Annotated in this window: 12 protein-coding genes and 1 pseudogene; 3 read left to right on the top strand and 10 right to left on the bottom strand. The window is 62.2% G+C overall.

Going from position 1 to position 13701, the window contains the following annotated elements; all coding sequences use genetic code 11:
* Nucleotides 1-16 precede the first annotated feature (16 nt).
* The 8 genes from HEB94_RS02455 to HEB94_RS02490 all read right to left on the bottom strand — a co-directional run bounded on the left by HEB94_RS02455 (nucleotide 17) and on the right by HEB94_RS02490 (nucleotide 9461).
* Nucleotides 17-1009, bottom strand: coding sequence for an ABC transporter permease (locus tag HEB94_RS02455; RefSeq protein WP_192748437.1), 993 nt, complete (start codon nucleotides 1007-1009; stop codon nucleotides 17-19).
* A gap of 517 nt (nucleotides 1010-1526) precedes the next feature.
* The gene (locus tag HEB94_RS02460) at nucleotides 1527-2558 is read right to left on the bottom strand and encodes an ABC transporter ATP-binding protein (protein ID WP_192748438.1); all 1032 of its coding nucleotides are present in this window, start codon (nucleotides 2556-2558) and stop codon (nucleotides 1527-1529) included.
* Nucleotides 2559-2573: 15 nt separating this feature from the next.
* Nucleotides 2574-3509: an ABC transporter ATP-binding protein gene (locus tag HEB94_RS02465; RefSeq protein WP_238361395.1), complete on the bottom strand. Its 936-nt coding sequence runs from the start codon at nucleotides 3507-3509 to the stop codon at nucleotides 2574-2576.
* A gap of 29 nt (nucleotides 3510-3538) precedes the next feature.
* Nucleotides 3539-4444, bottom strand: coding sequence for an ABC transporter permease (locus HEB94_RS02470; RefSeq protein ID WP_192748440.1), 906 nt, complete (start codon nucleotides 4442-4444; stop codon nucleotides 3539-3541).
* A gap of 1 nt (nucleotide 4445) precedes the next feature.
* Entirely contained in the window at nucleotides 4446-5450 is a 1005-nt protein-coding gene (locus HEB94_RS02475; RefSeq protein ID WP_192748441.1) for an ABC transporter permease, read from the bottom strand.
* A gap of 107 nt (nucleotides 5451-5557) precedes the next feature.
* On the bottom strand, nucleotides 5558-7351 hold the full coding sequence (locus HEB94_RS02480) for an ABC transporter substrate-binding protein (RefSeq protein ID WP_192748442.1): 1794 nt from the start codon (nucleotides 7349-7351) through the stop codon (nucleotides 5558-5560).
* Between the two features lie 147 nt (nucleotides 7352-7498).
* Complete coding sequence (locus tag HEB94_RS02485) at nucleotides 7499-8356, bottom strand: TIM barrel protein (protein WP_192748443.1); 858 nt, start codon at nucleotides 8354-8356, stop codon at nucleotides 7499-7501.
* A gap of 40 nt (nucleotides 8357-8396) precedes the next feature.
* Nucleotides 8397-9461 carry a Gfo/Idh/MocA family protein gene (locus HEB94_RS02490; RefSeq protein ID WP_192748444.1) on the bottom strand — a complete coding sequence of 355 codons (1065 nt, stop codon included), beginning with the start codon at nucleotides 9459-9461 and terminating at the stop codon, nucleotides 8397-8399.
* A 687-nt stretch (nucleotides 9462-10148) separates the two neighbouring features.
* On the opposite strand from HEB94_RS02490, the gene HEB94_RS02495 reads away from it, so the two are divergent.
* Nucleotides 10149-11615 (top strand): NAD-dependent succinate-semialdehyde dehydrogenase, encoded by a 1467-nt coding sequence (locus HEB94_RS02495; RefSeq protein ID WP_192756191.1) that lies wholly within the window; start codon nucleotides 10149-10151, stop codon nucleotides 11613-11615.
* Between the two features lie 68 nt (nucleotides 11616-11683).
* Here the strand turns inward: HEB94_RS02495 and HEB94_RS02500 are convergent, their stop codons facing one another.
* Together HEB94_RS02500 and HEB94_RS02505 are read right to left on the bottom strand one after the other, a co-directional pair.
* The gene (locus HEB94_RS02500; protein ID WP_192748445.1) at nucleotides 11684-12460 is read right to left on the bottom strand and encodes an IclR family transcriptional regulator; all 777 of its coding nucleotides are present in this window, start codon (nucleotides 12458-12460) and stop codon (nucleotides 11684-11686) included.
* 67 nt (nucleotides 12461-12527) lie between these two features.
* A complete protein-coding gene (locus tag HEB94_RS02505; RefSeq protein ID WP_192748446.1) occupies nucleotides 12528-12746 on the bottom strand; it encodes a hypothetical protein in 219 nt (72 codons plus the stop codon).
* Here HEB94_RS02505 and HEB94_RS54225 point away from each other — a divergent pair.
* Nucleotides 12669-12869, top strand: coding sequence for an IclR family transcriptional regulator domain-containing protein (locus HEB94_RS54225; protein WP_420481572.1), 201 nt, complete (start codon nucleotides 12669-12671; stop codon nucleotides 12867-12869). The genes HEB94_RS02505 and HEB94_RS54225 overlap by 78 nt on opposite strands.
* Nucleotides 12870-13168: 299 nt before the next feature.
* Nucleotides 13169-13360, top strand: a pseudogene (locus tag HEB94_RS02510) (IS1380 family transposase); the annotation flags it as partial.
* Nucleotides 13361-13701 lie beyond the last annotated feature (341 nt).

Here is a 13701-nt window from a genome sequence, read left to right on the forward strand (position 1 = left end):
CTTCACACCTGACCTCTCATCGGGTCCGCAGTCGGACGCGTGGGTCGAGCCACGCCAACGCGATATCGGACAGCAACGTGCCGATCACCGTCAGCACGGAGACGATGAGAATCACCGACCCGGCGAGGTACATGTCCTGGCTGGTCAAAGCGCTCAGCATCATTGGCCCGGTGGTCGGAAGTGACAGCACCTGCGCCACGATCACCTCGCCGGAGATGAGGCCCGGCAGGATCCAGCCGACCGTGGAGACGAACGGGTTCAGTGCGATGCGAAGCGGGTACTTCAACACCAGCTTGCGCTCTGGCATGCCACGTGCTCTGGCTGCGACCACATAAGGCTTGCGCAACTCGTCCAGCAAATTGGCACGTAGGATCCTGATCAAACCGGCGGTGCCCGCGGTGCCGAGGACCACGATCGGAACCCACAGGTGTGTTAACAGATCGAGGAACTTCCCGAGGTTCCAGTTCGCGTCTACGTAATCCTTCGAGAACAGCCCGCCGACACTCTGGTCGAAGAAGCGGGATCCGATGTACATCAACACCAGGGCGATCAGGAAGTTCGGGATTGCCAGGCCGAGGAAACCGATCGTCGTCGCGATGTAGTCGCCTATCGAGTATTGCTTGACTGCAGAGTAGAGGCCGATCGGGAACGCGATGATCCAGGTGATGATCAGTGTCGACACCGCTAAGACGATCGTGAGCGGCAACCGCTGCGCCAGCAGTTCGACGACTGGGCGGTTCCACCCGAACGACTGGCCGAAATCAAGGTGAAACAGGATCGCCGACACCCACTTGTAGTACTGGACGTAGATCGGCTCGCCAAGGCCGTAGCGCTCCTCGAGTGCCGCCAGTTGCGACTGGTCGATCGACTCGCCCTCCGCGCTCATCTGCGCGACCAGGGTCGTCAGATAGTCACCCGGGGGTAACTGGATGATGGCGAAGGAGACAATCGATATGAGAATCAGGGTTGGGAACATGTAGAGCGTGCGGCGCACTATGAAACCGAGCATCGGACAATGCACCTCATGACCAAAGTCGTCGGACGAACCTTTCGATTGGACGTCGGGGTAAGCACTGCCGAGTCGGCTGGGAGAGCCCCGACGATGCAGTAAGAGCGCGTCTCACGAGGTATTGATCTCAGGCCGCGTGCTTCTCTCGGATGCGAGTGCCAACTCGATCTGGAGAACGCATCTTGTGACGACGGCCCGCCTGCTTCTGTTGCCTGTCGACATGATTGACCGGGCAGAGCCCCGATCAGAGTTACATCTGGCGTCTGGAACTCACAGCGTACTCTTCGCCGAAGTCCGTGACAGTGGCCGGAAGTGGTCGCGCAAAGTGGACTTGCGTGATCGGTTCACAACGTCATGACTGACTGCCTCATGCGGAACCTCGCGAACGGCGGCGCGAATACTCGATCCAGGCCTCGGAAGCGCAGACGTCCATACGCGTCTCCCGCAAGGGGCGGGACCACCAGAATCCCGCCCAGGTGGATTGCCGCGTGGCTGACGCTGTAACGCGTCATGACATTCAACCTCCTTCCGCTTCCGCCCGTGCGGTGAGCACGTCCCTGAGTTCACCGCGCGCCATAACTGGTGCGCCCTCGTACCGGAAACATGCCGCGGTCCGGTGCGGTTCGGTTCGGTAGAGTGGTGGCATCCGTTCTACGCATACGTCCATCGCGAATCCGCAACGGTCCACGAAGGCGCAACTCTCCCCACCAGGGGCTCGCCGAGGGCGCGTGGGCTTCGTGTCGCCGCTCCACCCAGCGTCAGGATCTGGTAAGGGAACGGACCGTAGCAGTAGCTGCGTGTACGGATGTTTGGGGTCGTGGACCACGCTGTCGACGTTGCCCGCCTCGGCAACCATCCCCTTGTACAGAACGATCATCTGGTCACCCACCTGATAGGCGGTGGTCAGATCGTGGGTAATGTAGACGACGGAGATGCCGAAGTCGGTCTTGAGACGGCGGAGGGTCCTCAGGATGGATGCGCGCATCGAGGCATCCACCATCGAAACGGGCTCGTCGGCGACGATCAGTGCAGGGCGCACCAGGAGTGCTCGCGCCACCATGATGCGCTGTCGCTGGCCTCCGGACAGCTGATGTGGATACCGACCGAGCGTTGACTCCGGACGCAGGCCGATCGCCGTCAGCGCCTCTTCGATCAGCTCGTCCGATGCATCACCAGATCGTGCCAGCCCGAATCTCGCGACAGTCGTCTTCAGGACATGGTCGACCTTGTAGAACGGGTTGTATACATCGTATGGATCCTGGAACACTACCTGCACGTCGCGTCGGAAGCGCTTTCGTTGTGCCTTGGACAGTCGAGCGATGTCGGTCCCTCTGTACAGGACCTCACCGCTGGTTGGCGAGGTCACGCCAAGCATCAGCCGGGCGAAGGTGGTCTTACCTGAACCGCTCTCGCCGACTACCGTCGTGATCGACGGATGTTCCTCGTCTACCGTGAACGACACACCGTCGAGGCCGACCACGTGTCGGCCACCGAAGACTCCCCCGCCAAACCTCTTCGAGACTTCCCGAACCTCCATCAGAACACCCATAGCGAGGACTGCCTTTCAGTAGAGGTGGCACGCGACCTGACGGCCAGGCCGCACCGTTCGCAGGACGGGGGCCTCGGTGGCGCATCGCTCCATCGCCTCCGGACACCGCTCCCGGAAGGGACAGCCCGGCTGGTCGATCACCAGCGACGGTGGCAGTCCGGGAATCCCCCCGAAGTCCTCCTTGGTGGTGAGATTGGGCACGCTCCCCACCAGTAGCCTTGTGTAGGGGTGCAGTGGCTCGCGGCAGGCCTCACGAATCCCACACACCTCCACCAGTCGGCCGGCGTACATCACACCCAGCCGATGCACCACCTGTGCCATGAGGCCGATGTCGTGACCAATGAGCAGGACTGCGGCGCCGAGTGACGCCTGCACCGCGCGTAGGCTCTCCATCACCTGGCGCTGCACGACGACGTCCAACGCGCTCGTCGGCTCGTCGGCGATGATGACCTCGGGTCGAAGACAGACGGCGATGGCGATGCACACCCGCTGCTTCATGCCGCCACTCAGTTGATGCGGGAAGGAGTTCGCCACCTCCGCGTGCAGTCCTACCTGCTCCAACAAGTCCGCAACGAAGCTGTCCGCCTCCCGCCGGTTGAACCTGACGCCGTGATCCCGTGCACCGTCCAGCAGCTGCGCCCGCACGCGTGCGACTGGATTGAGCGCATTGATCGAGCCCTGTGCAACCAGTGCCACCTTGGCGAGCCTCAGCCGGCGTACCTCGTCCTCCGACGCACCCATCATGTCGACGTCTCCCACCCACACCTGACCGCCCTCGATCCGGGCAGGGGGCCGGAGGAGACGCATCGCCGCCATGGCGATGGTGGACTTGCCCGACCCGGACTCCCCCACCAGGCCGAACCGTTCGCCGGGGTCCACGGTCAGGGTCACTCCGTCGACTGCCTTTGCTGTGCCCGCCGGGGTGTCGTAGTAGGCACGAAGCTCTCGCATGTCCAGAGCGGGTCTCTTCGCCATCGCAGTCAAGTCCCCAGCCTCCTTCTCGGATTGGCAACCTCATCAAGCCCGGAAGTCACGAAGTACAGGCCCAGGAACAAGAGGAGAACCAGGCCGCCAGGAAAGACCCACCACCACCAGGCGCCGCTGGCCAGCGCTCCGTAGAAGATCGCCCAGTACAACATCATCTCCACGGTCGGAACGTTCTGCGGTCCCAGGCCCAGCGCAGACAGACCTACCGAGGCAAGGACCGCGGTTGACACGGCCGCGACGAAACTCGAGGCCAGGTAACCGAGCAGGTTTGGCAGGAGCTCGCGACAGATGACACCAACCGTTCCCACGCCTGAGAAGCGTGCGATGTCGACGTACCCCCGTCCTCGCAGAGTCAGGACCTGGGCACGGATGGTCCTGGCTGGACCCATCCAGGCCAGCGACGCGATCACCAGCGCTATGACGTTCACACTGATGAATCCCTTGATCGACGATGCGATCGTCACAAGGATCAGCAGCGCGGGTACCGTGAGTAGCGAGTCGACTGCCACCCGAACGATGGCGTCAAGGACGCCCCCCACGTACCCGCTGACAAAGCCCACGACAGCACCGACCCCGAGGCCGATCGCACCTGCTACGAACCCGACCTGGAGGGTGAGCGGCAGTCCAATGACCAGCGCCGCGAACAGGTCTCTTCCTTGTCCGTCCGTCCCGAAGGGATGAGTCAGCGACGGCGCCAGGTTCGGGGTGACACTCGCAGGGGCCGAGTCGTCCACGTTCACGATCAGGCGGCCGACCAAACCAAGGCCGGCGAGAAACAGGAGTATTACCAGACCGACTGCCAGCGCCGGGTTGCGCCGACAGTATCGGACGAAGTGCACCGTCGCGCGGATGATCTGGCGAGGCCACATCTCCACAGGGGCAATCGCTGACCTGGCCATACTAGGTCCTTCCATATGCGATACGTGGATCGAGTAACGGGTAGAGCAGATCCACGATGAGCGTGCTCAGCGCGATCGCGAGAACGACGATGAAGACGACGCCGTAGATCACGAAGTAGTCCTCTCCAGTGATGGCGTTGAACAACAGGACGCCGACACCGGGGTAGCCGAACACCACCTCGACAATGATTGATCCGGACACGATGTGGCCGATCGAGAGGGCGAGATGTGTCACCTGCGGAAGCAGTGCGTTACGAAGGGCGTATCTCACGAACACTCGATTGGCCTTGAGCCCCTTCGCGTCGGCGAGGTTCACGAACTCCTCGCCAACCGTTGTGATCATCATGCCGCGCATACTGAGCGCCCAGAATCCCACCGAAGACGCGACGATCGCCGCTGCCGGCATGAACGAGTGGCTCAGCACGTCCACCGCGAAGCCGAGCGTGAACGATGGCGTCGCGCCCAAGGAGTAGCCACCCGAAGATGGGAAGACCGGGACTAACACAGCGAGCAGGTAGATAAGTGCGAGCCCGATCAGGTAGTACGGAACCGCGGACAGCCCCATCACCGGCACCGACAGGTGACGCACCCACTGTGGGGAGCGCGGCCATGCCGCGAGTGATCCCAACAGGGTCCCGATGAAGAATGCCACCAACGTAGCCACCAACAGGAGCCCGAGTGTCCACGGGATGGCGGCGAAGATGAGGGTGGAGGCTCTGGTGGGATAGCTGGCTATGGAGAAACCGAAGTCGAAGTGGACAAGATTCCACAGGTAGATCAGGTACTGCTCAACGAGCGGCTTGTCCAACCCAAACTGGCGGTTGTAGGCCTGAACGATCTCAGAAACGCCTTCGGACTGTACACCGCCCGTCACCTGGGCGTTGAGCAAACGGTTTCGCACCGGGTCCCCCGGCCCTAGGCGCGGGAGGAAGAAATTCACCGTCGAGGCAACCCAGACCACGATCAAGAACTGTCCAATGCGCCGGAGAATATAAGCCACGGACATCAAACGCACCTCCATCCGACCGAGAGGCTCGCACGATCACCCGCGTCGATCGCGTGAGCCGAACCTGCACGACATCCGCCGTATCCACAATTGTTCCGGTCTACGAGTCAGGGCCGCGGTGCTGGTTCGAGAGAGTTGATAACGAGACCGGCCGTTCGGTGCCAGAGAGACGGAGCGCAGTACGGGTTCGACTCGTCCGGCCATCCGTGCCAGTACTTGGTGCTCACCGGCATTATCAGATAGTTGTCCACCAGCGGAATGACGGGCGCTTCCGCGACCACGTTCGCGATCGCCTTCTCATAGGCCGACACAAACCGTGGGTCTTCCGGCGGCAGCGACCCCATCTCTTCGACCAGATGGTCGTACTCTGGGTTCTTCCAGCGGTTGGGATAGGTCGCAACCTTCCCGGCCGGCGCCGAGTAGCGGCCGTGTAGGGTCTCGAGTTCACCGTAGGGATCGCTGACGGCCGCACCCTGGTTTCCGTCCATAAACGCGTCGATCTCGCCCCGGTCCACCATTGATCCGGCCGTTGACAGCGCCTTGTACCCTGCGTCGAATCCGGCCCTTCTCAACTGCGCCACCATGATGGGAAGATAGCTCTCGAAGAAGCCTGGCTGACACATGATGACGATCGGGAACCGCTTGCCATTCACGGCCCAGAGCCCCTTCGGGTCCTTTCGATACCCCTTGGACTCCATGATCTGATTGGTCTTCTCGAGGTGAGCAGTTGTCGAAATACCCTTCGACTCCAATGTTGGGCGCGCCAGGTCGCGAAACTTCCGCAGCGACGGATACGACGGAAGCGGCAACAGCGCCGCGGTCGAATCCCCATCGAACCCGACCCGAATGATCTCTTCGCGATCCAAGGCGTAGTTGATTGCCATCCGGATGTCAGGATCGTCGAACGGAGGCCTCGAACAGTTGAACCCGAGCTGGTTTGTCCACCAATCGAGCCAACCCCACGGCTTCGACTGGTCACGCGCACGGACGATGAGGTCCGGGTTCTTCCGCAGAGCGGTCTTGGCGTTCGCAGGCGGGATGTTGTGTGTCGCGTCCAGCTTGTTCGACGCCAACAGTTGCGTCAGTTTGTCGGTCGAGTACAGCGGCAACACGACTACCCGCTTCGGCGCTGGAAGACGGTGGAAGCCCGTCTTGGCGCCCCACCAGTCATCGCGCCGCTCCCATACCTTCTGTTCAGATGTCGAGTTCACCAGCTTCCAAGGGCCGGTCACGACCGGCCATCCCTTGTCGATATCGAAGTTTGTGAATGTTGTAGCCGGCTTGCCTTTGAAGATGTGTTCAGGGACCATCGGAATTCCGACATCCTGACGCCAAAGCAGATAGCTCATCATGAACCGCGGGTTCGGTCGGTTGAGAAAGATCCGCGCTCTCAGCTCGGATACGACATCAACCCGCTTGATCCACAGATTCATGTCGAAGGAGAAGTTCAGCTGGGGGGCAGATGCCTTCAGCATCTCCAACGTGAACGCAACGTCTCTTGCCGTGAACGGCTTTCCATCGCTCCAGGAAACTCCTGGACGCAGGTCAATTTCGATCTCGGTGTAATCGGCGTTGTAACGGAACCCGGTCGCAAGGTATGGAATCACCCCATCCTTTCCGGGCAGCCACGCAGGACCGGTGACCTTCGCCGTCCACCACGGGTTGTAGAAGAAGAGTGGCTCGAAGGCGAACTGCCACCCAGTTCGGTAGGTCCCGAGCAGGAACGGATTCACCACTCCCACGTCGGAGAGCTGGTTGATCGTGTCAGACACGCTGACGATCAGCGTGTCCTCTCTGTCCTGGGCTCCCGAGGCAACCCCACATCCACCCAGGACGGTGGCCCCACCGATTCCCGCGAGTGATGCCAGGACGAACCGCCGACGATCGAGAGTTCTCGGCATGACTTCCTCCCTTCCTTCGCTAGCTGTGGTAATCGGCCGATGTACCTCTCGACCGTTCGGCGGAACGCGTGGACACCGGGGCCATCTGCTGGCTGATGTCCCTAGCCGATCAGCCCCGGCCCTTCGACCTGAACGACTCGTGGAGGCTCATCCAGCGTTACTACTCGCGAGGTCTCGCAAGGTCGCACGGCAAAAGCCGACCGCCCATGCCATGGAGATCTCGGACTTCTGTTCACCGAAGATGCTGGGAAGATGCTCCGGTGCGATCGGTCCCCGGTAGCCGATGCGATCCAGGGCGCGAATCTTCGCGTCCGGGTCCACCTCACCGCTTCCAGGAAGAACCTCGTCGACCCCGCCGTCCGTGTGGATCACGACGTCCCGCACGTGAACCATGAAGATCCGGTCGACCAGGTCCTCCATGGCCTGCAGGGCGTCAGACCTGCTGATCGCCATGCAACCCATGCAGAAGATCATTCCGTTCTCCGGGGCGGGAACCGCATCGAAGACCGCGCGGAAGTCGTCCGCTCCCCATAGTCCTTTCGTCGGCGGCCACGGCGAGTGGGTGGCAAGCTTCGTGCCAGTCCGACTCGCGTCACCTGACGCCTTCTGGTAGAAGACGCAGTTGGCCTCGAACTGGTGCTTGGCCTCGGCGTCGCTGCGGGCATCATCGAGGGGCGGATGAAGTGTGACGACACCGATGCCCGCCTCGCCCGCGGCATCCAGGTGCCGGACGAACGTTTCGTAGCTCGCACGGCCCGCGACGGTGTTGTCGGGCCAGGTCCGGACCGGCTCGAGCACCGGCTCAAGGCCGATGATGCTCACGCCCGCCTCGTCGAACGGCTTTCGGTACTCCTTCAACTCGGCAGCCGTCGGCCAGCCTCGCTCGACAGCACCCGGAATGGACTTCGCGGACTCCTGTGCAGCAGTGATCCCGGTTCCAAGACAATAGTTCAGGCGTGTGGTCGGGTCGTCCGACACAATGTGGGTTCGCAGACAGATCTGCACGATTACCTTTCCTCCATCGCTGGCAAGTCCGTCGGGACGCTCAGCTCGCAACGCGGACGGGACGGGACTCATTGACCGACCGGTACGCCGCTTCGATCACCGCAAGCGACTTGCGCGCATCGTTCCCGTCAGTCAGCGGCGTCGCGCCACCCGAAATGCACTCGATCAGATGGTCGATGGCCCCAGCCATCCCTTCGTTAGGGGGCGGCGGCGCACCTACAGGGCCTTTCGTTGGGAGTAGCAACTCCACGGCCTCGTCACCGCCTGTACTGGCGTGCGAGTAGACCCTTATCTGGTCGTCGTCGTCCATCTGCACGGATCCGTCCTCACCGAAGATTTGGAGCGGCATGAGATCCCAGCTTCCGGCCATCTTCGGATCTCTGAGCACATACGACACGGTGCACTCACCAATACAGCCGTTCTCAAACTTGAGGATCATGATCGCAGAGTCTTCGGTCTTGCGGTCTGGAGCGATCAGCTTGGTCGTCGACGCTACAGCCTGCACCTCCACTACCTCACCGATCAGCCACCGAAGGAGGTCGATCGCGTGGATTCCAATTCCCGAGATGACTCCGTCGTGTTTCCAGTACGTACGGCGCCGCTGATCGCTCATGTGCGTCCAGGCATACGTGATGTCCTGGGGATAGGCGATCTTCACAAGTATCGGCTTGCCGGCGTAGCCCTTTTCGAGGAGTTGTTTGACCCTCCTGAACCGGTTCTGATATCGCTTGGTCTGGTCGACCATCAGTAGAACATCGTTCGCCGCGGCGGCAGCGATCATCGCGTCCGCCTCATCCAGGGTGTTTGCGATAGGCTTTTCGACGAATACATGCTTGCCTCCCTTCGCCGCCTGGATCGCCACCGGCGCGTGCAGGTGATGTGGCAGGCACAGGTCGACAAACTGAATGTCAGGATTCGACAGTGCCTCCTCCACCGACGTGTACGACTGTTCGGCACCCCACTTGTTCGCGGCGGATTCGGCAAGCTCAGGTACCGTGTCTACGGCCGCCACGATCCTTACCTTCGGATGTTTCAGATACGCGTCGAAATGTGCTGTGGATACTCCACCACAGCCGAACACGGCGACGCCAAACCTTTCAGACATGACGCTCCTCACGCACACTCGTCGGCATTAGACCCGTAGCTGCCAGGGATCACTTCTCCCGGCGTCAGGGAATCATTTCTCTTGCCGTGCCAACTGCGAGTTGTGTTGCGCTGCCTGGACGAGGCCCAGCATTCAACGAGATATAAGGCGCGGCACTACGCCGAACCAGGCGCCGCCGCGGAGATTCGTCAGGCGTCTAGAGCGTGCTCTGCTTCGCCAGGAGGCTTCGCCGCTCCGCACCATTCCGACTCCCTCGTCGTGGCCGATCTGCGGTCAGTGTGTCAGCGAGGGTGCGACCCCTCCACGGATCGTCCCGGTATCCGGAACGACCACACTCGGCCGGTCGTTGGCGCCTTCACCCGGCCGGCGTCGTTCCGACGGTGTGAGTCGCACGCCGGCGCCAGCGCTTCTCAGGCGGCAACTCCTGGGGTCAGTCGTCGGCGAGGCAGGTATTTTCGGTCGACCTTGTCCCCTCACCCGACCCAGCCTGCCCACCTCCGCGACAGGTCAGCTCGTTCCGGATAGCGGGACACAGTATGGAGCGCCATCATTCCGGGGACCAAGCTGACCAGGGCGATCTACCTACCCGATGTCCCGCGGTTGCCATTCGTCTCACATGAGTCCAACAGACCCGAGTCACGCCAGGTGTTGTACACGACCTACAAGATGCCGACAGAAGGGTTCTCCATGTCATCGATCGACCGAGAAAGTCACGTCATCAAGGCTGTGCCGAAGGAGTTGTTCATTGACGGACAATGGCGCAGCGCTCAGGACGACAGGACGTTTCCGGTGGCGGATCCGGCGACAGGCGAGACTCTCTGTCACGTGGCCGACGCCTCACCCAGGGACGCCGCAGTGGCGCTCGATGCCGCAGCCAAGGCGCAGGCTGCCTGGGCGGCCCACCCGCCCAGACGGAGAAGTGACATTCTTGCTCGCGCGTATGAGGCAATGCTCGAACGGCAGGACGAACTCGCGTTGTTGATGACTCTGGAGATGGGCAAGCCGCTCGCAGAGAGTCGCGGTGAGATCAGATATGCGGCCGACTTTCTTCGCTGGTTCAGCGAAGAGGCGGTGCGCGTCGGAGGGGAGTACCGCCTCTCCCCAGACGGCAAGACTCGGTTCGTCACGATGCGTCAGCCCGTCGGACCGACGCTGGTGATCACTCCGTGGAACTTCCCCATGGCGATGGGGACGCGCAAGCTCGCACCTGCGATTGCCGCCGGTTGTACGACCATCGTCAAGCCGGCGCCAGACACCCCACTCACCATGCTGGCCCTGGCGGCTGTACTTGGCGAGGCCGGGCTACCCGCCGGGGCTCTGAACGTCCTCCCTACTTCAAGAGCCGCCGACATCAGTGGGCCGCTACTCAGGGACGGCCGCATAAGGAAGCTGTCGTTCACCGGCTCGACAGCAGTTGGGCGCCACCTGATCGCACAGGCCGGTGAGCAGGTTCTGCGAGTCTCGATGGAGCTTGGCGGGAACGCCCCCTTCATCGTGTTTCCCGACGCCGACCTCGACGCCGCCGTCGACGGTGCGCTGCTCGCCAAGATGCGCAACATCGGTGAGGCGTGCACCGCAGCCAACCGGTTCCTCATTCACGCGGACGTGCTCGCGGACTTCACGGATCGGCTCGCTGTCCGGATGGCCGGGCTCAGCCTTGGCCGCGGGACCGAGCCCGGCGTGACGGTCGGGCCTCTCATCAACCCTCGCGCCGTCACCAAGGTCGCCGAACTCGTCGACGACGCTGTACGCCGTGGGGCCCGAGTGGTGACCGGGAACGGCCCCCTTGAAGGCCCGGGGAACTTCTTCACCCCGACCGTACTCACGGAGGTACCTCTCAACGCGCGACTGGTCCATGAGGAGATCTTCGGCCCGATAGCGTCCGTTATCCCATTCAGCTCCGACAACGACGTCGTCGGAATAGCCAATGACACCGAGTATGGGCTTGTTGCGTATATCTACACGCGGGATCTCGCGCGCGCCTTCGACTTGTCAGATCGTCTTGAGTACGGAATGGTGGGTGTCAATACTGGACTTGTCTCCAACGCGGCTGCACCTTTTGGCGGCATCAAGCACTCCGGGATCGGGCGCGAAGGCGGATTCGAAGGTATCCAGGAGTACCTCGAAACAAAGTACGTCGGAATCGCTACCTAGCGCCAAACGCCTACGATCGCACGCCGCAGGTGCCTCCCGGACGCGTAGCTTGACGCGCCCGGCCCTCGTCACCCTGTACGCATCGGCATGGACGGCCCCAGCGATCTCGACAAAGCCCTGGCCGTTCCCATGACGGCAGGGCCAAGCCGTTGTGTGCGTTCGGCGCCAGCGTGGCCGCTCACCGAAAGCGCTCCGACCAGAGTCGTTCCGGCGAACACCGGAGCGGCCACGCAGAACCGGCCTCGCCTGGACTCCCCGGAGTCATAGGCGATCCGGCTCCGTCGAATCGCCGCCAGCTCACGACGGAGTTGCTCAGGATCCAACACGGTGCGGTCAGTGATCGGCCGCAGCCCTCCCGCAAGGAGTTCTTCCAGCGACTCGGGATCGGTGAAGGCAAGGATCGCCTTCCCCAAAGCTGTGCAGTGCAACGGCATCCGGGAGCCGACCCGTGAGTACGGCGCATTGGTGTCGTGACTGACGAGTTTCTCCACGTAGACAGTCTCGGTTCCATCGCGTACAGCCAGCGTTGTCGCGAGATGGGTGACCTCATGGAGGTCCTGCAAAAATGGAAGCGCGACCTCGCGAAGCTTGCGCTGTAGGGGAACGAGATGGCCCAACTCGAACATTCTCACTCCGAGTCGGTAACCCGAATCACCACGTTCCAGGGCACCAGCCATCACCAGATCAGTGACGATTCGGTGCGTGCTTGATTTTGGATTTCCAGAGCGCTCAGCGAGTTCCCCAAGGCTGATTTGATCATCTGCCGCGGTAAAGACTTCCAGTATGCTGAAGGCTCTGAGTACCGTCGAGCGACTGTTGTCGTTCCGAATAGCAGAATCAGACATGGAGGGATGTTACCGCCGGCACGAATGCCTGACCAGTGTCAATTTGTGCATGGCAGAGAGAAATTTGTCAGCGGGAGATCCGCAGGAGTGGGAACGCTGCCAACCCCGAGCCGTCGCCAGTACCTGACCACCCTGCGACCGGCTCCAGTTCTACTTTGGTCGTAGCGCGATCGGTGGCCGGGACTTCATGGCCGTGGCCACCTCGACGATGGCACAGCTCGTCGAACAGATCGATGAGACCGTCAACTTCGGTGCCCGTGTTGGCGTGGATCTCGTCATCGTCCACGTGCTCGAGAGCTCCCAGCCGATCCGGATGGGCGCCGCCGTAGGAGACAAGGACAGATCCGTCCCCGCTTCGCCAGTACCTCGCCCACCACAGCCACGTCGGGGTCCGCCAACTGAGCAATGAGGCACAGCGGGCTGCGAGCGGTGGCGTTCGGCAACGCTCGACGCTCCGTACCAGAAGGATGCTGCGGGAGGGCACAATCGTAGGCGTCGACGAGGATCCGGAGTTTGCGCGCGTCGCTCGTCAAAGGTGTCGTCGCGTCCAAGCCGCTCGTTGGCGTAGAAGAGCTTCAGGGCCAGGTAATCGACGCGTGGCCGGTAGCCCATGAAGTCCAGGTCCGTGATCAGAGAGATTCGAGATCCGGTGAGCTTCCCGTTGTCGTCCCAGTAGTCACCATGGACGAGCTGCCGCGGCAGCTGGTGTACGCGTTCTTCATCACCACCGATCTACAGGTGATGGACACGGTGACCGCAGACAGGACACACCGCCACCACGTGATCACCGAACGAGTCCTCGCCGACCTGAGAAGCGCGGCCCTGGCACATCTGCCCTCAGGGGTGTTCACCAACGCCGCCTGGCTCGTACTGGCCGTGATGGCCTTCAACCTCACCCGCCTCCGCCCCCCGACACCAAAGTTCGACAAAGGGGTATGGCCGAATGGGTGGACAAGATCTGCCCCGGGACGGGTCGGCATGTAGATTCCGTCCCCGGCGGGCTCGGCATCCCAAGTGCTAGGCGCTTGTCGCCGCCATCTCGACCCTCGTCGGGCGATCGACTGTGCATGTGGCCAGGTTCGGTCAGCCGTCGTATTTCGGGCGCAGCCATGACACCACCGTCTACTCGTCGCCGCTGCGCCTGTCGGCTCCGCTGACCGGCTCACTGTGGTGCCCGACCAGCCATGGACACAGCAGATTTGCCCGAAAGCCCCGCCGGTACCGTGGTCGGCACTAGCTCG

This window comes from Actinopolymorpha pittospori (assembly GCF_014873875.1).
GTDB classification, from domain to species: domain Bacteria; phylum Actinomycetota; class Actinomycetes; order Propionibacteriales; family Actinopolymorphaceae; genus Actinopolymorpha; species Actinopolymorpha pittospori.

Excerpts from the sequence above, each read along its gene's own strand:
- HEB94_RS54225 (WP_420481572.1), top strand. The coding sequence starts at position 12,669 with ATGGCACAGCTCGTCGAACAGATCGATGAGACCGTCAACTTCGGTGCC.
- HEB94_RS02470 (WP_192748440.1), bottom strand. The coding sequence starts at position 4,444 with ATGGCCAGGTCAGCGATTGCCCCTGTGGAGATGTGGCCTCGCCAGATC.
- HEB94_RS02455 (WP_192748437.1), bottom strand. The coding sequence starts at position 1,009 with ATGCTCGGTTTCATAGTGCGCCGCACGCTCTACATGTTCCCAACCCTG.
- HEB94_RS02490 (WP_192748444.1), bottom strand. The coding sequence starts at position 9,461 with ATGTCTGAAAGGTTTGGCGTCGCCGTGTTCGGCTGTGGTGGAGTATCC.
- HEB94_RS02495 (WP_192756191.1), top strand. The coding sequence starts at position 10,149 with ATGTCATCGATCGACCGAGAAAGTCACGTCATCAAGGCTGTGCCGAAG.
- HEB94_RS02500 (WP_192748445.1), bottom strand. The coding sequence starts at position 12,460 with ATGTCTGATTCTGCTATTCGGAACGACAACAGTCGCTCGACGGTACTC.
- HEB94_RS02480 (WP_192748442.1), bottom strand. The coding sequence starts at position 7,351 with ATGCCGAGAACTCTCGATCGTCGGCGGTTCGTCCTGGCATCACTCGCG.
- HEB94_RS02465 (WP_238361395.1), bottom strand. The coding sequence starts at position 3,509 with ATGCGAGAGCTTCGTGCCTACTACGACACCCCGGCGGGCACAGCAAAG.
- HEB94_RS02460 (WP_192748438.1), bottom strand. The coding sequence starts at position 2,558 with ATGGGTGTTCTGATGGAGGTTCGGGAAGTCTCGAAGAGGTTTGGCGGG.
- HEB94_RS02475 (WP_192748441.1), bottom strand. The coding sequence starts at position 5,450 with ATGTCCGTGGCTTATATTCTCCGGCGCATTGGACAGTTCTTGATCGTG.